The 17,613-nt window shown below is 68.8% G+C and carries 20 protein-coding genes; 9 read left to right on the top strand and 11 right to left on the bottom strand.

All coding sequences use genetic code 11. The annotated features are described in order from the left end of the window. Positions 1–159 precede the first annotated feature (159 nt). The 3 genes from ACFPCV_RS27240 to ACFPCV_RS27250 form a co-directional block, all read right to left on the bottom strand. Positions 160–876: an arsenate reductase/protein-tyrosine-phosphatase family protein gene (locus ACFPCV_RS27240; RefSeq protein WP_378059191.1), complete on the bottom strand. Its 717-nt coding sequence runs from the start codon at positions 874–876 to the stop codon at positions 160–162. 59 nt (positions 877–935) lie between these two features. Continuing rightward, on the bottom strand, positions 936–1,340 hold the full coding sequence (locus tag ACFPCV_RS27245; RefSeq protein WP_378059192.1) for an arsenate-mycothiol transferase ArsC: 405 nt from the start codon (positions 1,338–1,340) through the stop codon (positions 936–938). Positions 1,341–1,442: 102 nt separating this feature from the next. Continuing rightward, positions 1,443–2,084, bottom strand: a complete 642-nt coding sequence (locus ACFPCV_RS27250; protein ID WP_378059193.1) for an arsenate reductase ArsC — start codon at positions 2,082–2,084, stop codon at positions 1,443–1,445. A gap of 146 nt (positions 2,085–2,230) precedes the next feature. On the opposite strand from ACFPCV_RS27250, the gene ACFPCV_RS27255 reads away from it, so the two are divergent. The 6 genes from ACFPCV_RS27255 to ACFPCV_RS27280 all read left to right on the top strand — a co-directional run bounded on the left by ACFPCV_RS27255 (position 2,231) and on the right by ACFPCV_RS27280 (position 5,765). Next, positions 2,231–2,605: an ArsR/SmtB family transcription factor gene (locus ACFPCV_RS27255; protein WP_378059194.1), complete on the top strand. Its 375-nt coding sequence runs from the start codon at positions 2,231–2,233 to the stop codon at positions 2,603–2,605. A 60-nt stretch (positions 2,606–2,665) separates the two neighbouring features. Further along, a complete protein-coding gene (locus ACFPCV_RS27260) occupies positions 2,666–2,986 on the top strand; it encodes an ArsR/SmtB family transcription factor (protein ID WP_378059195.1) in 321 nt (106 codons plus the stop codon). Beyond that, the gene (gene arsB, locus ACFPCV_RS27265) at positions 2,983–4,050 is read left to right on the top strand and encodes an ACR3 family arsenite efflux transporter (RefSeq protein WP_378059196.1); all 1,068 of its coding nucleotides are present in this window, start codon (positions 2,983–2,985) and stop codon (positions 4,048–4,050) included. The genes ACFPCV_RS27260 and arsB overlap by 4 nt, the downstream gene beginning before the upstream one ends. A gap of 283 nt (positions 4,051–4,333) precedes the next feature. Then, complete coding sequence (locus ACFPCV_RS27270) at positions 4,334–5,095, top strand: ArsR/SmtB family transcription factor (RefSeq protein ID WP_378059197.1); 762 nt, start codon at positions 4,334–4,336, stop codon at positions 5,093–5,095. Beyond that, the gene (locus tag ACFPCV_RS27275; RefSeq protein WP_378059198.1) at positions 5,092–5,394 is read left to right on the top strand and encodes a DUF1905 domain-containing protein; all 303 of its coding nucleotides are present in this window, start codon (positions 5,092–5,094) and stop codon (positions 5,392–5,394) included. The genes ACFPCV_RS27270 and ACFPCV_RS27275 overlap by 4 nt, the downstream gene beginning before the upstream one ends. After that, complete coding sequence (locus ACFPCV_RS27280; RefSeq protein WP_378059199.1) at positions 5,391–5,765, top strand: VOC family protein; 375 nt, start codon at positions 5,391–5,393, stop codon at positions 5,763–5,765. The genes ACFPCV_RS27275 and ACFPCV_RS27280 overlap by 4 nt, the downstream gene beginning before the upstream one ends. A 69-nt stretch (positions 5,766–5,834) precedes the next feature. On the opposite strand, the gene ACFPCV_RS27285 is transcribed toward ACFPCV_RS27280, so the two are convergent. The 3 genes from ACFPCV_RS27285 to ACFPCV_RS27295 all read right to left on the bottom strand — a co-directional run bounded on the left by ACFPCV_RS27285 (position 5,835) and on the right by ACFPCV_RS27295 (position 8,367). Further along, entirely contained in the window at positions 5,835–6,761 is a 927-nt protein-coding gene (locus ACFPCV_RS27285; protein WP_378059200.1) for a hypothetical protein, read from the bottom strand. A gap of 265 nt (positions 6,762–7,026) precedes the next feature. Further along, positions 7,027–7,629: a hypothetical protein gene (locus ACFPCV_RS27290; RefSeq protein WP_378059201.1), complete on the bottom strand. Its 603-nt coding sequence runs from the start codon at positions 7,627–7,629 to the stop codon at positions 7,027–7,029. 222 nt (positions 7,630–7,851) lie between these two features. Further along, entirely contained in the window at positions 7,852–8,367 is a 516-nt protein-coding gene (locus tag ACFPCV_RS27295; protein ID WP_378059203.1) for an NUDIX hydrolase, read from the bottom strand. 351 nt (positions 8,368–8,718) lie between these two features. Between ACFPCV_RS27295 and ACFPCV_RS27300 the strand changes: the two genes are divergently transcribed. Further along, a complete protein-coding gene (locus ACFPCV_RS27300) occupies positions 8,719–9,726 on the top strand; it encodes a streptomycin biosynthesis protein (protein WP_378059204.1) in 1,008 nt (335 codons plus the stop codon). 472 nt (positions 9,727–10,198) lie between these two features. Here ACFPCV_RS27300 and ACFPCV_RS27305 read toward each other — a convergent pair whose 3' ends face one another. The 5 genes from ACFPCV_RS27305 to ACFPCV_RS27325 form a co-directional block, all read right to left on the bottom strand. Further along, entirely contained in the window at positions 10,199–12,022 is a 1,824-nt protein-coding gene (locus tag ACFPCV_RS27305; protein ID WP_378059205.1) for an ABC transporter ATP-binding protein, read from the bottom strand. Then, the gene (locus tag ACFPCV_RS27310; protein WP_378059206.1) at positions 12,019–12,495 is read right to left on the bottom strand and encodes a S26 family signal peptidase; all 477 of its coding nucleotides are present in this window, start codon (positions 12,493–12,495) and stop codon (positions 12,019–12,021) included. Before ACFPCV_RS27310 ends, ACFPCV_RS27305 begins: the two co-directional genes overlap by 4 nt. 32 nt (positions 12,496–12,527) lie before the next feature. Further along, entirely contained in the window at positions 12,528–13,085 is a 558-nt protein-coding gene (locus ACFPCV_RS27315; RefSeq protein WP_378059207.1) for a TlpA family protein disulfide reductase, read from the bottom strand. A gap of 32 nt (positions 13,086–13,117) precedes the next feature. Then, the gene (locus ACFPCV_RS27320) at positions 13,118–13,654 is read right to left on the bottom strand and encodes a MauE/DoxX family redox-associated membrane protein (protein WP_378059208.1); all 537 of its coding nucleotides are present in this window, start codon (positions 13,652–13,654) and stop codon (positions 13,118–13,120) included. A 213-nt stretch (positions 13,655–13,867) separates the two neighbouring features. Beyond that, positions 13,868–15,040: a hypothetical protein gene (locus ACFPCV_RS27325; RefSeq protein ID WP_378059210.1), complete on the bottom strand. Its 1,173-nt coding sequence runs from the start codon at positions 15,038–15,040 to the stop codon at positions 13,868–13,870. Between the two features lie 887 nt (positions 15,041–15,927). On the opposite strand from ACFPCV_RS27325, the gene ACFPCV_RS27330 reads away from it, so the two are divergent. Then, positions 15,928–16,146: a DUF397 domain-containing protein gene (locus ACFPCV_RS27330; RefSeq protein ID WP_378059211.1), complete on the top strand. Its 219-nt coding sequence runs from the start codon at positions 15,928–15,930 to the stop codon at positions 16,144–16,146. 471 nt (positions 16,147–16,617) lie between these two features. Beyond that, positions 16,618–17,526, top strand: coding sequence for a helix-turn-helix domain-containing protein (locus ACFPCV_RS27335; RefSeq protein ID WP_378059212.1), 909 nt, complete (start codon positions 16,618–16,620; stop codon positions 17,524–17,526). Positions 17,527–17,613: the final 87 nt, after the last annotated feature.

Genomic DNA, 17,613 nt, shown 5'->3' on the forward strand with positions numbered 1-17,613 from the left:
GCGGGAGAACCAGGTGCCGTGAATGGGCCGTTCAGGGCGCCCAGCGCCCTGAACGCGCCTTTCAGGGCATTGCCACGCAACGCACCCGACGCGACCAGCACACGACGACCGACCGCCCACTCACGCCAACTTCGGAATCAATCTTCTCAGGTGACCGGTTCAGCCCGCGCGGGCGCGGGATCTCGCTGACGGTCCGCGGGGGGCGCGGTGGACGGTCGGCGCGACGCGGACGACCCGTGCGGTCAGCTCGTCGAGGGCGCGTTCGAACGCCTCGTCGGTGCCGAGCCGGGCGGGGTCGGCGACCGACCAGTGCACGCGGGGGAGGTCGGTGCCGAGTTCCTCGTGGGCGTGGTCGCACACCGTGACGACGAGGTCGTCCCGCCGGAGCACGTCGGTCACCTTCTGGGGCGCGGACGTGCGGAGGGCCAGTTCGTGGCGTTGCGCGACCGCGACGGCACCGGGGTGGACCCGTTCCGCGGGTTCGGTGCCCGCGGACGTCGCGGGCACGTCGCTGTACTGCCGCCACAGCGCGGCCGCGAGCCGGGAACGCGCCGAGTTCCGCGTGCACACGAACACCACCCGCGCCGCCGCACGGGACGTGGCCGGGGTGAGCTGTTCCAGGACGGCGGGCACCAGGCTGAGGTAGGTGCGGCGGCGGTCGCCCTCGGACCGGGTGCGGCGGATCAGCCCGGCCCTGGCGAGGACGCGGACGTGGTGGGCCATCAGGTTCGACGGGATCGACAGCCGCTCCTGCAGCGTCGACGGAGAAGCGTCGCCGACCAGCAGCTGGTCCACGACGGACAGCCGCGCCGGGTCGGCGAGCGCGGCGTGGATCGCGGCCCGGCGCCGCAGCTCCTCGGAAAGCTCGATGGTCATTGCGTCAATGATGACCGACCGAACTGCGGTCCTGTCAACCCCGGACGTGCGGCGGCCGCTCAGGCGTCGAGCAGCTCGGCGACCAGACCGCGGACGCGGCGGTCGATCTCGTCGCGGATGGGACGGACGGCCTCGACCCCCTGGCCCGCCGGGTCGTCGAGGTCCCAGTCGAGGTAGCGCTTGCCGGGGAAGATCGGGCAGGTGTCGCCGCAGCCCATGGTGATCACGACGTCCGCGGCCTCGACGTCGGCGGTGGACAGCTTGGTCGGGATCTCCGCGGTGATGTCGAGACCCCACTCGGCGACCGCCTCGGCCGCGGCGGGGTTGACCTTCTCGGCGGGCTCGGAGCCCGCCGAGCGCACGGCGATGCGTCCGAGCGCGTAGTGCTGCAGCAGGGCGGCGGCCATCTGGGAACGCCCTGCGTTGTGGACGCAGACGAACAGGACCTCTGGCGTGTCGGCCACCGGGTCTCCTCAGAAATCGATGCGGCTTCTTGTTTCGATGATGCCCGATCCAGATGAACGCGAGGTGACGGGCTCCGTGGTCGGCGGGGTCTCCGGGCCGGCTCAGGTGTCGAGGAGCTCGCCGAGGAGCGCGCGGACCCGGCGGTCGATGTCGTCCCGGATTCCCCTTACCTGCTCGAGTGGCTGGTCCAGCGGGTCGGTGACCCGCCAGTCGAGGTAGCGCTTGCCGGGGAAGACCGGGCAGGCGTCGCCGCAGCCCATGGTCACCACCACGTCCGCGGCCCGCACGACCTCGTCGGTCAGCGGTTTCGGGTAGGCCTCGGTGAGGCCGACGCCGATCTCGGCGAGCGCGGTGGTGATCACGTCGGGGATCGCGCCCCTGGGCCGGGAGCCCGCCGAGCGGACCGCGACCTTGCCGGACGCGTGGTGGTCCAGCAGTGCCGCCGCCATCTGGGACCGGCCGACGTTGTGCACGCAGATGAACAACACCTGCGGCACTGTGACGGTGGCGAGTCCCTGCGCGTGTCCGTGGTCGGTGAGCCGCTGCCTGGCGAAACGCGCGGTCAGCGTGACCAGGTGGGTCTTGATCGTCGCGTGCTCGTCGAGCAGCGCGTGGGTCTCGTGGACGAACCGGGTCACCGTGTCCGGCGCGAACACGCCGTGGAAGGCGTCGGCCAGTTCGTCGGCGACGCGGTCCAGCTGTTCGGCGACGTGTCGGCGGGGCAGGTGAGGTGGGCTGGTCATCGTTGCCCCCTGGTTGCGGGATCGGTCCTGGATCGGCATCTGTCGATTTAAAGGACACCAGCCGGGGGAGCGCGTGTCAATGGCATCGCCAAGGCATCTCCATGACATCCCGCCTGGGCGCATGCCATCATGACCGGTGCGACACCGTGGACGGGCACAGGAACGGGGTGGTACCACTGGCCGTGCTGCCCGGCAGGGACGCCCCACCGCGTCCCGACGACTACGCCGCCACGGCGCGACTGTTCAAAGCGCTGGCCGACCCCGTGCGTGTCAAGCTGCTCGCCCTGGTCAGCCAGGCCCCCGACGGCGAGGCGTGCTTCTGCGACCTCGCCGACGAGTTCGACATGCCGCAGTCGTCGCTGTCACACCACCTGAAGATCCTCGTCCGCGCGGGGCTGCTCTCCCGTGAACGCCGCGGCACCTGGAGCTGGTACCAGGTCCAGTCCGAGCCGCTGGAGATCATGTCCGGCCTGCTCCGTCCCGGCGGCCCCTTCCTCGGCGAACCCGGCACCGGGTCCTGAGACCGCCGCGGCCAGCGCACTGATTCGACATTTCTCGATGCATCGTCTTATCATTCCCACGTGATCTCAGTTCAGGCTGATATGTCGCCCGCTGCCGTGCTGCGGGTGCTCGCCGACCCGCTCCGGGGTGAGATCGTGCGCCTGCTGGCCCGCGAAGCGCTCTGCACCTGCCATCTCGTCGAGGAGACCGGGGCCGGGCAGACCAACGTGTCCAACCACCTGCGGCAGTTGCGCCGCGCCGGGCTCGTCGATACCGAGCCGCACGGCCGCTACACCTACTACCGGCTGCGGCCGGAAGCGCTGCGTGCGCTCGCGGCTGTGCTCACCGACCTGGCCGCTGCGGCCGAATCGAACACCGAGAACCGGAGGCCCTGCCCGTGAGTCAGGCAACCGTCGAGCCCACCGAGCAGGACGTGCTGCACCGGCTTTCGTTCCTGGACCGTTTCCTGCCGGTGTGGATCATCGTCGCGATGGCGGCAGGGCTCGGCCTCGGTGCGGTGGTGCCGGGTCTGCAGGGTGTCCTGGACGCGGTGAAGATCGGCCAGGTCTCCCTGCCGATCGCGCTCGGGCTGCTGCTGATGATGTACCCGGTGCTGGCCAAGGTCCGCTACGACAGGCTCGACACCGTCACCCGCGACCGCCGCACCATGGTCCTGTCGCTGGTGCTGAACTGGGTCGTGGGCCCGGCGCTGATGTTCGCGCTCGCCTGGCTCATGCTGCCGGACCTGCCGGAGTACCGCACCGGCCTGATCATCGTCGGTCTGGCCCGCTGCATCGCGATGGTCATCATCTGGAACGACCTCGCCTGCGGCGACCGGGAGGCCGCGGCCGTGCTGGTGGCGCTGAACTCGGTGTTCCAGGTCGTGATGTTCGGTGTGCTCGGGTGGTTCTACCTGGACCTGCTGCCGGGCTGGCTCGGCCTGGCGTCCGAGACGGTGTCGTTCTCGCCGTGGGAGATCGCGCTCTCGGTCGTGATCTTCCTGGGCATCCCGCTCGCCGCCGGATACCTGTCGCGCCGCGTGGGGGAGCGGGTGCGCGGCCGGGACTGGTACGAAGGCACCTTCCTGCCCCGGATCGGCCCGATCGCCCTGTACGGCCTGCTGTTCACGATCGTCGTGCTGTTCGCGCTGCAGGGCGAGACGATCACCTCCCGGCCGTTGGACGTGGCCAGGATCGCGCTGCCACTGCTGGTGTACTTCGCCGTGATGTGGGCCGGTTCGTACGCCCTCGGCAAGGCCGCCGGCCTGAGCTACTCCCGCACCACGACGCTCGCGTTCACCGCGGCGGGCAACAACTTCGAGCTGGCGATCGCCGTCGCCATCGGCGTCTTCGGCGTCACGTCGGGCCAGGCGCTCGCCGGGGTCGTCGGCCCGCTGATCGAGGTGCCGGTCCTCGTCGCGCTCGTGTACGTGAGCCTGTGGCTCCGCCGCCGCTGGACCACCTGACGAACGGCGGCACCCGCAGACAGGTCGCCGTGAAAGGCCCGTTGACGGCACAACGAGTGCCGTCAACGGGCCGTTCAGGGCGCTGAGCGCCCTGAACGCGCCTTTCAGGGCATTGCCACGTCGTCCCGCGCCTTTCGCAGCCCGAAGCCCTGCGACCTGCCCGTCCGGCGAGGACAAACCCACCAGACCGCAGACCGGGCCTACCCGACGCGACCAGCGCGCGACCACCAACTCCACCACTCACGGTTGACATGAAACCAAAAGGTTTCATATGGTGGGTCGCGTGGAACGGGTCTTCAAGGCGCTGGCGGATCCGACCCGCCGTGAGCTGCTCGACGAGCTGTTCCGGCGGGACGGGCAGTCGCTCAACGCGTTGGCGAGCCGGTTCGCGATCACGCGGGTTGCCGTGGCCAAGCATCTTCGGCTGCTCGAGGAGGCCGGTCTGGTCGTGTCGGACCGGCGGGGCAGGGAGAAGCTGCACTTCCTGAACCCCGTGCCGATCCGCCTCATTCACGACCGGTGGGTCAGCAAGTACACCGAGACGTGGGCCGCGGGCCTCGTCGACCTGAAACGACATCTGGAGGCACCCGTGGAGAAGGTGTTCGAGATCTTCATCCGCACGACGCCGCAGCGGCTGTGGCAGGCGATCACCGATCCCGAGACGCGGGCCCGGTTCCAGTTCGGCGCGCGCGTGGAATCGGACTGGTCCACGGGCTCCGCCTACCGGGTCACCCACGAGGGGGCCGGCGGGCTGGTCGAGGGCGAGAACCTCGAGGTCGAACCGCCCTGGCGGCTCGTGCAGAGCTATCACGCGATCTGGGACGACGACATCGCCGCCCAGGGCACCAGCCGGGTGACCTGGCAGATCGAGCAGGTCGGCGACAGCTGCCGGCTCGTCGTCCGGCACGACGAACTCACCGCCGACGCCGACGAGCACCTCTACGGCGGCTGGCCGATGGTCCTGTCCGGGCTCAAGACCTGGCTGGAGACCGGCACGGAACTCACCACACCCGGCTCACTCATGTACGGAGGCGAACCATCATGACCGCCCAGCACACCACGCCCGGCACGAAACTGGACAGGACGTTCACCGCGACGCTGCGAAAGAGCCCGAACAAGGGCGGTTGGACCTATGTCGTGATGCCCGGCTCGGCCGAGTTCTTCGGCACGCGCGGCCTGGTGCGGGTCAGGGGCCGCGTCGACGGCGAGCCGTTCCACGGCTCGTTCATGGCGCTCGGGGACGGCACGCACAAGCTCGCGTTCACCGCCGAAACCCGCACCCGCATCGGCAAGCAGGCCGGGGACACCGTCACCGTCACCCTCGAAGAGCGGATCGCACGATGACCGCGCCGGCCAGGGTCATCACCGGCATCCGAACCGTCACCGTGCCCGTCGCCGACCAGGACCAGGCGCTGCGATTCTACGTCGACACGCTCGGTTTCACCGTGCTGCGCGACGCGCCGATCCCGACCGGGCGGTGGATCGAACTCGCGCCCGGCAACGACGACGTCGTCGTCACGCTGGACCACGCCGCCGAGGACGTCACCCGCGGCCCGATCATGATCCGGTTCACCACTGACGACGCGGCGGCGGCGCACGCCGCCCTCACCGACGCCGGCGTCGACACCGACGAGATCCTCACCTGGCCCGGGGTGCCACCGATGTTCGCCTTCCGCGACCCCGACGGCAACGCCTTCTCCATCACCGAGACCTGACCCCACCGCCGTCGACCGGACCGCGAGACCACCGTCCCAGCGGCCCGGCCCCGGCGGGCGAGTCTTCGATCAACCCGACTCGGTGAACGCGCGCAGGCGCAGACGGGTCGCCACGGTCCCGGCGAACCAGGCGGAGAATTCGCTGTCCGGGTCGAGGCCCGCGCGGACTGTGTCGCACCAGTCCTCTCTGTCCAGCACCGCGAGGTACTGCCGCACCAGGTGATCGCGCTGCTCGGCGGTGCAGCCGCATTGTCGCGGGGTCTTCTCCGTCAGGTGATGGGCAAGGACAGCGGCGTTGACGTACCTGTTTACGGTCGGTGCCTGACGGCCGAGGTGAGCAGCGTACGCGGCGAGGACACTGCCGGCCGGCGGGAAGTGCTCGAGAGTCATGCCCATGCCGCTGCAGTCCGCCATGATCTTCAGCAGGCGGCCGGTGTGATCGACGAGGTCGTCGTCGACCTCGGACCCGACGATCGCTTCGTGCACGTGCGCCGCCGTAGCGACCCCGCCTGCGAAGTAACCGTTGAGGTAGTCGCCATCGCAGGCGTGGCGCAACAGCCACTGACGCGATCTGTGGACACCGCGGTGACACAGTGCGTCGATGGCGTAGACCCGGCCCCATCCCGCGACACGCTGAGCCAGCCACTGCAACGCCTGTTCGCCTCCGCCACGGCGTTTCAGTGCTTCGGCTGCCAACGGGCCGAACCGGTCCGACAGCAAGCCGATGGTCTGGATCAACGGGATGTCGGCTTCCTCCCAGTCCGCGGCGAGCAGTGCCAGCCCGACGGTGGCGGAGTCGCGGTTGGTGCTGTGCCGCACCAGCCATCTGCCGGTTCGCCGGACTCGCTGCCGGTCCGCACGCAACGCCGCGGCGATGATGTGCTCGTTGGGGTGGATCGGGACGGCGACGTCGTGGAACTTCTCGACGAGTTCGCCCGGTGACGCGTCTGCCTCGCCGAAGTGCACGTCCAGGATGGCGGCGACGTCGACGCCCACGGTTCGCGGATCCTTCGCGGTATCCGGTCGTCGCCGCTGTCGGCGGGGGAGTTCCTCGTCCGGATAGGGCTTGCCGTCACGCGGCAGAGGCGAGTCCGGCTCCTGCCGATGCAGGAGCAGAGCGTGTTCGAACAGGCTGACCTGGGTTCCGAGCCTTCCAGGCTCGGTCGTCTCGCTCACCGGCGGACGAGGGACTCGATTCTCTTGATCACAGCCGTGAGGATGCCAGTCCAGTCCTGTCCGACGCAAGGAGAACCACCTGTCCTCACTTCCCGAACATGCCCAGGCGCGTCCACTTCCGCTCGTACTCTCCCACCCACAGCTTCGGGGCGTAGCGCGCGACCGCGGCCTGGAGTTCGCGCCTGTCGCCGCCGGTGGGGAGCACGAAGCGGAGACGGTCGGCGGGGAGGGTGGGCGCGGGTGCGGGTTCGGTCGCGGACCACGCCCGCAGGACGGAACCCGCTGGCAGGTCCGGGGTGACCAGGAAGACGTCCAGTGCGTGGTTCTTGGGCTGCCGGAGTGACGAACCACCGACGGCTGCCACCGCGGGTGCCCGGAGATGGCCGACGCCGACGCCCGCGACAGCGGGCCAGGGGACGAGGGTCGCGTGCCGGTCGCGGTACCACCAGACCCCGGCGGCGTCGATGGCCAGGCCCGGCATGCGATGGCGCCGGGCGGAGAACATCACGGCGGCGAGGAGGCAGAAGAAGAGGCCGACCGCGAACAGGCCGGTGACGATCCCGCCGATCACCTCTTCCATGCCGTCCTCGAAGTCGCCGCTGTACCCGAGGGCGGTCAGGGCCGCGAACACCAGGACGCCGATGAGCACGAACCCCAGATGGCGCTTGTCGCCATAGCGAGACCACACGGCATCAGGCGCGGGAGCGGTAGGTTGCACGACCCGAGCCTATGGTCTGGTCTGTCCCGACCGATCAGCCAGCCAGGCGCCGGTGCCGAACCTGCCGCTGGAGTCCTTCGTCTCGAACGGATACCGGACCCTGCCCGCCAGGCTCACGTCCTGATCGGAACAACCGCCCAGAAGCCACAACGCTCACGTGACCTACCGGGCCCGCTACATGCGATCGGGCTGTCACGTTTCCTTCCGCGCACCGACATCGAGGCCACCGGCCGAGGCGTGGACGACGCGGCGGGCCATCTCTGCGTCGAGTGGGCTCATGGCGTCGGCCACCGGATCGGTTGGTGACCACCACCGGAAGGCCAGCACTTCGTCGTTCACCGTCAATGATGGTACCGACTGGAGTCGAACCCGGTAGATGGCGAGAAGTTCCCGGCGTTGCGGCTTGACGAGGTCGAACTCGGCGACGGCGGCGAAGGTGAGACCCACGCCGGAGATGCCGGTCTCCTCGCGCAGCTCCCGCACCGCGGCCTGGCGTGCGGTCTCCGCTGGTTCCCGCATGCCTCCCGGCAGCTCCCACTCCTTGCGCCACCTGTCGAACACCATCAGCACAGCGCCCGCGTGGACGACGACGACCAACGACGCGGGCAGGGGCACCTGCTCACCCAGGCGCGTCAGCTCCGATTCCGGCACGACACGAAGGTCGATCAGGTTGTTGCCGGCACGATCACGGATCGGAAGCGCAGCCATGGCACCGATTCAACCGCGACACCGACGCCGGCGACGGCATCATGCTTTTGGGGACTTCGACATGCAACCGCACGAGGCGGCAGGCACAGGGTCGGCGCGGGACTCGGTGGTGTCCCGGAAGTACGGGTGTTGTACGGGCAGAACCGTGTCAGTGGCGATTCCTAGGCTGTCCCCGCGTTGTCCGGAAGGCGGCCGCGAGCACGGGTGCTGTCGGCGGTAGTGCTGTCCCGGGACCTGGCCGTCCTCTACTTCTTCGTGGCCCTGACCCGCCGACACGATGGTGGAGCCGCCGTGAGTTCAGAACCGTTGCCGATGCCCAGTTCGTTCCAACGCCGGTCGGCATCTTCGACGGTGACGAGTTCCGCGGGGCCGGAGTTCGGCGACGCCGTCTCGATGCTGCCGATCAGCGACCTGGTGCGGAGTGGCTCGCCCCGGCTGGACGGGGAGAACGAGGAACACATCCAGCGGCTCGCCGAAACGGATGAGCCGCTGCCCCCGATCGTGGTGCACTGGCCGTCGATGCTCGTCATCGACGGCATGCACCGGCTCCGAGCCGCCGAGCTACGAGGGCAGACCGCGATCGCGGTCCGATTCCTCGACTGCGGGCGGAACGAGATCTTCGTGGAGATGGTCAGGGCGAACGTCGCCCACGGACTGCCCCTGTCGCTCGCCGATCGCAAGGCCGCGGCGGAACGGGTGCTGACCACACATCCGCACTGGTCGGACCGGATGATCGCGGTCGCGACCGGGCTGGCGCACAAGACCGTCGGGCGCATTCGGCGTGCCATCGCCGAGCACCTTCCGCAGGCCACGACCAGGGTGGGCCGCGACGGCCACGCCCGTCCGCTCGGGCGCGGCGGCCGGGAGCTCGCGGAGGAGATCGTCCGCCGTGATCCCGATGCCTCCCTCCGGACGGTGGCCAGGGCCGCGGGTGTCTCGGTCGGCACCGTCCACGCCGTGCGGCAGGAGGTGAACGTCCACGACGCCAAAGCGCAGGCACCCCGGGGGAGCGATCGGGAATCCGTCGCCGAGCTGGTCCGGCGCGCGGACGGACCGCACCGCGCGGCCGTCCCCAGCGGGCAATGGGCGTCGATGATGCGAAGGCTGAGGGCCGATCCCTCGCTCAGGTTCACCGAGGCCGGCCGTGCCGTGCTGCAGGTGTTCGGCTCGCATTCCATCGCGGACGGTGGATGGCGGCGGTTGTCCGAGAGCGTGCCCGCACACTGGGCGCCGTCGCTCGCCGGTCTGGCCCACGAGCTCGCCTTCGCGTGGCAACAGTTCGCGGCACACCTCGACGAGGTCGCCAAGTGCTCCGGTGAACGCCTCCCGGGCCTGCGGCACGAACCGCCCGTGACGTGATGTCAACCGGTGTTCAACTGGGGAACCTCCCCAGTGGAAATCACGGCTCGTTTAAATCGGCAATCCATGTTACGGCCACCGCGCAGACAAGAGAAATGCCGACAGTCGGAAACCGGTCACGCTGTCGCCATTCTTGTCAAGATCGACGAACTATTGATCATCTTATGTCGCTCGGATAGTGTTTCGCACACTTGGGAGGTAATCATGACAAAGTTTGTCGAAAGCATGAGTGACCGGCTGCTCGCCGTCTTCGCACCGAAGATTCAGGCATCTGCGATCTGTCCGCCATGCCGCTGGGTCGGTCAGTGCGGTAGTTGCAACGGAAACCGCAGGTACCGGACCAAGGTGTGCCTGTCCGGCCCGGGATGCCAGACGGAGACCCGTACCTGTTCGGCTGACCCCGGATGCGCCCCGTAGACCGCACAGAACCGTATGACCGGCGGCGGCGTTCGAAAGAACGCCGCCGCCGCTTTCATTCGCTCTGGTAACCCTTCGCCTGTGTCGTGAACAGACGGGCGTAGGTGCCACCACTTGCGAGCAATGACGTGTGGGTGCCGGTCTCCGTGACAGTTCCGTCGGCCAGGACGACGATCAGGTCGGCGTCGCGCAAAGTACCGAGCCGGTGCGAGATCAGTACCGAGGTGCTTCCCGCTCGCAACGTGCTGATCCTGGCGTGCAACTCGGCTTCGGCCTCCGGATCAAGGCCCGCGTTCGGCTCGTCGAGGATCAACAGGTCCGCCTCGGCGCGGAGGAAGGCCCTGGCCAGTGCCAGTCGCTGCCACTGTCCGCCGGAAAGAACGACTCCGGTGCCGTCCGACCCGTCGTCGTCGGCGAACATGCGGCTGAGCATGGTGCGATAGCCGTTCGGAAGGCTCTCGACGACATCGTGGATGTCCGCCTGCCTGGCGGCCGCGGTGATCCGGGCCGGCTCCGCCAGCGCGGTGAGGTCGCCGAGCGCGATGTTCTCCTCGGCGGTGAGGTCATAGGACATGAAGTCCTGGAACACCGCACCGACCCGGTCCCGTAGCCGGGCCGGATCGAGGTCGCGCAGGTCGACGCCGTCCCAGGTGATTCTGCCCTTCGTCGGGTCGTACATCCGGCACAGTAGTTTGACGATGGTGGACTTGCCCGCGCCGTTCTTCCCGACCAGGCCGACGGCCATGCCGTACGGAATGGTGATCGACACGCCGCGCAGCACCCACGGCAGGTCGTCGCGGTAGCGGAACCACACATCGTCGAGCACGATCCCGCGGCGCAGTTCCGGTGTCGCGACCGGATGCTCCGCAACGGGCATCTCCGGTGGAGCGCCGACCACGACGGTGTAGTGGTTGAAGATCATCAGCTGTTCGTTCGTCTGCGCCAGTTGCGACACGATGCCTGCCACCGCGGTCTGCACACCTGCGACGGCGGCGATGAACATGGCGATGTCACCAGCGGTCAGCTCACCGCGGCCCGCGGCGAGAATCGCCCAGACCAGACCGGCACCGGCGACGACGGCGGCGAAGAGCTCAAGTCCACTCTGTACGAACAGTTCGCGGCGGTCGAGTGCGCGCCGGGCGGCGTGGATCCCCGAAATGGTGCGCATCATCCTGCCGCGCAGGAAATCGCCGGTGCCGAACAGCCGGATCTCCTTGCTGGCGCGCTCGTCGGACAGCAGCATCTGGTAGAAGAGCTCGCGGCGTTCGTCCGGGCTCAGCCGCATGGTGGTGTTCACCCGGCGTCGTGCCAGCGCGAGTTCGGCCAGGAGCGTCGGCAGCGCGGCGACCAGGACGACACCGGCGATGAGCGGGCTGATGACATACAGCGAGCCGAACAGGCCGAGTGCCGTGATCACGTTCCTGACCAGCTGCATCGTCCCGGTGGTCAACTGCGCAGGAGCACTGTCGGCGGCTTCCGCGAGACGCAGTTGGTCGAGGAACCGAGGATCCTCGAACCGGCCGAGCCCAGGGAAGCGGTTCACCGCCTGGTACAGCCGGTCCTTGGTCGCTCGGCTGACGCGCCGCTGCGCCTCCGCGGCGAGGTACTGCGTGAGCTGCGGAAGCGTCGCGAGCAGCGCGCCGAGCGCGGCAAGCGCGATCGCCATCGGAAGCAGCGCGTCCGCCGCGGTGCCCCCGGTCACCGAGTCGATGACCAGCTTGGTCAGCCAGGTGACCGCGACCGGGAGCACCGCCCCCACCAACGCGACCACACTCAGCAGCCCGAGCTGCGCGGCCGCACCCCGGAAGGCCAGCGCCACCGCGGGGGCCAACCCGCGCACCGTGCGCCACCTGCGCCGGTCCGGCACGGCCGTCGTCACGAGACCTGACCCCTGGCACGGGCCCGCATCGGCCTGGCGACCACGCCGAGCACCGCGTCCCCCGCGGTGAAGCCCCAGTGCCGGGAGTCGCCGCTGCGTGTCGGGTTGTCCCCGAGCAGCAGCAGCCGTCCCGCCGGCACGAACGCACCCGTGAAGTCGATGTCGTCGTTCTCGGCCCAGCTGCGCCGGATGACCGACGGTATCGGCTCGCCTGCCGTCGCGGCGGCGCGCTTGATCACCCAGGGCCCGGCCGTCGCGAACTCGTGGGAGTGCGGACGGGCGACGACGACCAGGTCACCGGTCCGGACCGCGGTCAGCGGTACGCGCCGGACCAGGACCCGGTCGCCCGCGTACAGGGTCGGTTCCATGCTCGGGCCCCGCACGTCGACCACCACCAGCCGCCGCCGTGCCCGCACGAGCCCTACGAGGGACGCGGTCACCACGACGGCAGCGACGACGACGCGGACGACCATCCACAGCACCGCGAGATCCCGCCGCGGCCCGGTCAGACCGGTGCGGGGACTGGCAGCGTGGTGACATCGAGCGCGGTCGCGGTGATCCTGCCGGACTCGACCACGGCGTAGGTCGGGAACGCGGTCACGCCGAAGGCGGTGGCCATCGGCCCGTCGTAGCCCTCGACGACGACCCGGGCACCGTCACGGAGAACGCCGACCATCTCGGCCGGATCGTCATCGCCGTCGGCGACGACGATCGCGAGCACGCTGTCCTTTCCACCGGGTACTCCGGCGGCGTGTGCGGCGAACTTCGGCGCGTTCTCGACGCAGGGCGCGCAGGACACCGAGAAGAATCCGATCATCGTCTGTCCGGTCAGCGCCGCTCTGGTGACCGGAACGTCGTCGGTGCTCACCGCGGCGAACTCGTCGATCTCCGAACCCGGGGCCCGCATCGAGTCCGCGGGCGCACTCGCCATGGCGCCATGGGGGAACTTCGCGATCGCCTGGTCATGTTCCTTCAGCCGGCGGATGACACCGAACAACAGCAACATGTTCAGCACGCCGACAATGCCGACCACGACCACCAGCGCGGTGAGGAACGTCGTCACGGATCCAGCCTCTCTTCACAGTTCCTGCCGAGCTACGACGTCGCTGTCGTGGACCGGAACAGACCGATCAGGTCGTCGAGACGGGCGGTCAGCGCGACGCCGACCAGCGCGGCGAAGGCGACCACGCACGCCAGTCCCACGTCGAGCGATGACGTTCCCTCGCCCATGCCCGCGGCGATGCCGAGGACACCGAACGCCGCGAGGACGGCATTGCGGGCAACATGCTGCGTGCCAAGGGGCGAGCTCGACGCGCCGAAACAACGGCACGGCGCACCCTGCCCACTGCGCAGGGAACGGACGATGGCCGCCGTCAGGACGACGAGCAGGCCGACACCGGCGGCAAACCCCCACCCGGCCAGCGCCGGGACGATCAAGGCGAACACGATGGCCACCTCGGCCACCACGGCGGCGACAGCGAGCAGTCGAGCCCGGGCCGCACGCGCTCCGGTCAGCCGGGCCGTCGCCGCCGTGAAGTCCGCGAACGCGGTGCGCGAGTACAGCTTGGACATGGCGGACAGGGCGAACACCCCACCCAGCAGGACCTGACAGCCGAACTCCAGATACTCCACGCCCACCTCGTCACCTGCGTCCACGTCGTACGACCGGGATTGTGCTCATGTGAAGATCGTTTGGCAACGCTGGTGGGGTGCGCGGGCAATGGCCGCTTCAAGGCATCGGCGGGCAGGACGAGTACGGCGAGAAGCTCGACAACCTCACCGAGTTGTTCTGCGCTACGAGGCCAAGAAATGGACGGACAGCCCACACTTCGGTAGAAACTGAGGTCAGCGGCTGAACCGTGTCTCCAGTTCGCGGCGACGGATGGTGACGTCGCCGGGGTCGTCGCCGAAGACGACCAGGTAGAGGGTGCTCTGCCTGATGGGGTTGTCGGTGCGGGTGGTGTCGTGGCCGGCGACGACGAGCAGGCCGTCGGCGGTCAGTGCCGGGCGCAGGTCGGTGAGCAGGTCCGCGAGCGGCGCGGTGACGGTCAGGTTCAGGGACTCGGCAGGCCGGCCGAGGGCGTCGGGGCGGACCGACCGCAGTGCCAGCAACGGGATCGAGCCCGCGGTGATCCGGAAGTTGAGGTCGAGCATGATGAGCCGGCCGTCCGCGGTCTCGGCGCAGTCGAGGCTGCACATGCCCCGGTAGCCGAGGTCGGCCGCTTGCTGGGCGATCGTGAGGCACTCGGCGAGCAGCTCCGCCGGGGGTGAGCTCACCAGGCCGAACCGTCCGCCGTCGTAGAGGCCGGCTGCGTCGATCCGCTGCTCGGTGACGGCCAGCAGCCGCGCTGTCGCGTCCGGGGCGACGTAGAGCTGGATGCCCCAGTTGCGGTTGATGTGGAGGTACTCCTCGAGCACGAACTCCGGGAGCACGTCGGTGAACGCCGGCAGCGTGACCTGCTCGTCCGCCCGGTGCAGGTACACGTCGAGATTGCCGCGGTGCGCGTCGTCGGTCGCGGCCTTGAGCACCCAGGACCTCCCCGCGGGGGTCGCCTCGGCGAGGTCCGCGCGCGCCACGACGCTGCGCCGTGCCTGGAAGGCCGGGTCCACGAGCACGGCGATGCTGGCCTTGTTGTTCAGGTAGCCGACGAGCTGTGCGCTCTTGACCGCGTGTTCGTCGGGACACAGCGTGGTCGGCTGCGGGTACTCCGCCGAGATCAGCAGGCCGTCGCCGATCGCCTCCCGGACCCGTGTCTCGAACTCCGCCTCGCTGCTGAACTCGCGCAGGTCGGTGCCCACCGGCAGGCCGGCCTCGCGCAGGTGCGCAAGCAACAACGGATCCGTGCCGCCAGAGCTGCAGATCAGCGGCGTGTCCGCGGCGACGGCGATCGGCCTGGCAGAGAACACGTCACGGGTGTGGCGGTGCCTGCTCGCCGGCGCGGTGGCCTCCAGCGGCGGCCGGGCGCAGACGGCTACGCCGGGGCCGTACACGTCGGAGAGCGCGCGAGGAGTAGCCACTGAAGGCGAGAAGGGAACGGTGAGCGTGATGGGGGATCTCCCGAGAGTGCGTGGAAGCCAGCCACCCCCGACGTCGACCGAGACGTGACGCGGCGTGGAACTGTGCGGAGCAGACGACCAGACGAACCGTGACGGCGGCGACCACTACAGGGTCCGCTCGGTGCTCGCGAGCCGGAGACGTGAAACCGTGGGCGAACAGCCCGGATGCGGGCCGTGTGCCGTGATCCTCTCACGTTTCGACCAGATGATCCCCTCATCGGCCCGCGAATCACGCCGGATGAGCTGAGAATCACCTCCGCGGGACGTGCGGTCACACCACCAACGTTCAGGATGAGCCCGCCAACGCTGCCGCCCAGCTGCCTGCGCGTGAAGTACGTCTGCGCACCCGGCGGCACCTGCTCTCCGCCGGTGTGTGGAAGTGGTCGTTGAGGGACCCTGGTCACCCTCGTACTGCCGTCACGCAGGATCCGAGGTCGACTGTTCCGCGTGGACATCGCCACCGGAGAGGTCGAGGGCATACCTGCCCCGGTGCTCGGTCGTCGGGTCCCTCCACTTCTGCTCCGACCGGACAGCACGTCATGGGCGGTTCACCTGAACTCCCGGAAAATCTCGGCGGTTGAAGCGGTTGCTCCGATGGCCCGCGAGGACTGGGACGGCACGGGTAACCACGAAGATCCATCCGACCGGCGACTGGGTGATCGGACTCCTCCTGTCGGCGGTAGTGCGCAGGTGAATAGCCAAATACCGTAGGCGGTTGGGGTCTGCATCGTCCGGGAGGGGCGCCCCCGCGCTGTGGGGTACGAGCCTGCTCATCGTCTTTCCTCCGGGACAGGGGCGTTCGCGCCGGTCCGTGCCCCGGTCAGGCCAGCCGAGCGGAGGAGGGCGCCGTGGTTGAGCGGAAGCCGGCAACCATTGTCGAGATCGAGCAATCCGGCCTCACCTGGCGCAAAAGCAGCGCGAGTGCGAGCGGAAACAGCGGCTGCGTCGAATTCGCGCGATCAAGCACCTCGGTGTTCATCCGCAACTCGCGGAATCGGGGCGGCGCGCGGATCGTGGTCCTCGGCTCGGCGTGGCGGCTTCTCGTCCAGACGGCGCCTGCGCTCTGACCGAGGCCGGAGCGAGCTTGGCCGTGGTTCGTGCAGGGCCGATGTGAACGGTTTCGGCGATTCGGACAGTCACCGGATCGGGTGCTTTCGACGGTGATGTAAGCGGGACTCGCGACACCCTGGACGGGCCTCCGGCTGGCGGAGGGCCATCTTGTTTCCTACTACGAAGCCGTGCAGATGATCCGGTTTCGTCCGGCCGCTGTCCTGTTCTGCCGTGGATCCACCGGCGCATCGGCTGTGCGGCCACGCCTTTTGCAACCACATCATTCGTTAGGTGTCAGGCTGGCATGCGAATAAGTGCATGCTTGCGCGCCGCCGCATGTCGCGGTGACACCTCGCACATCGTCGTGCATCAAACGGCTTTGACCGGACACTTTTGCGACGTTCCAGAACGACATGGTAGTTATGCGAACCGTCAGGTAGTACATTGACAGGTGGCAGAACGCCACCTTCGCGGATGAAGGAGCAGGTATGGCGCAGGTCGAGACGCCGATCACCCAACAACGGCGCCTTCGCGCCGAGTTGAAGCGCGCCCGTGAGCAGAGCGGTATGACCCAGAAAGATGTGGCCGTCCTGCTCGACTGGTCCCCGTCGAAGGTCATCCGCATCGAGACCGGTGCGGCGATCATCTCGACATCCGATCTCCAGGCGCTCCTGCCGCACTACGGCATCACCGACCGGAAACGCATCGACGAACTGGTCGAGGTAGCGCGGGCGAGCCGCAAGCAGGCCTGGTGGGACGAGTACCGGGGGGTTTACGACCAGCAGTTCCTGACCTTCCTCGGGTACGAGGCGTCGACGATCCGGTTGCGGTCCTACCAGGCCCTGCTCATCCCGGGACTGTTGCAGACCTCCGCCTACACGAACGCGATCCTGCGTGCCTACACCGACGACGAGGAAGCCATCGTGCGCGGGGCACAGGTTCGCGGCAAGCGGCAACATGTGCTCGAGCCCGGCAAGGGACCGGAGATGTTCTTCGTGCTCGACGAGGCCGCGCTGCACCGCTGGGTCGGTGGCTCGGAGGTCATGCGCGAGCAGTTGCTCTGGCTCGAAGAGTTGAACAAGCGGCCCAACATCCAGATCCAGGTCGTCCCGTTCACCGTCGGCGCCCACCCGGGGATGCGGGGTGCGTTCACGATCTTCGAGTTCCCGTTCGAGGACGAGGACTTCGCGCTGCTGCTCGAGCACCCGGACGGTGACGTGCTCATCCAGAACAAGCCGGACATCGCCAGCACCTACGTCGAGACCTTCTTCGACCTGGAGGCGATCGCGACCCCGAAGGGCGATCTCAGCGCCGTGCTCCGCCCGATTCTCGACATGTTTCCCGGGGCGAAGACCGCATCGGCCGCCAAGACCCCGGCCACGAAGGCACAGGACTGATCACCATGAACGACGACCGAGAGGCGGGTGGTATGACCGCGACGACGCGGGCGTGCCCGCGTTGACCGGCCGGACCTCTGTCCGTGC

The organism is Actinophytocola glycyrrhizae, from assembly GCF_042653545.1.
Classification (GTDB): domain Bacteria; phylum Actinomycetota; class Actinomycetes; order Mycobacteriales; family Pseudonocardiaceae; genus Actinophytocola; species Actinophytocola glycyrrhizae.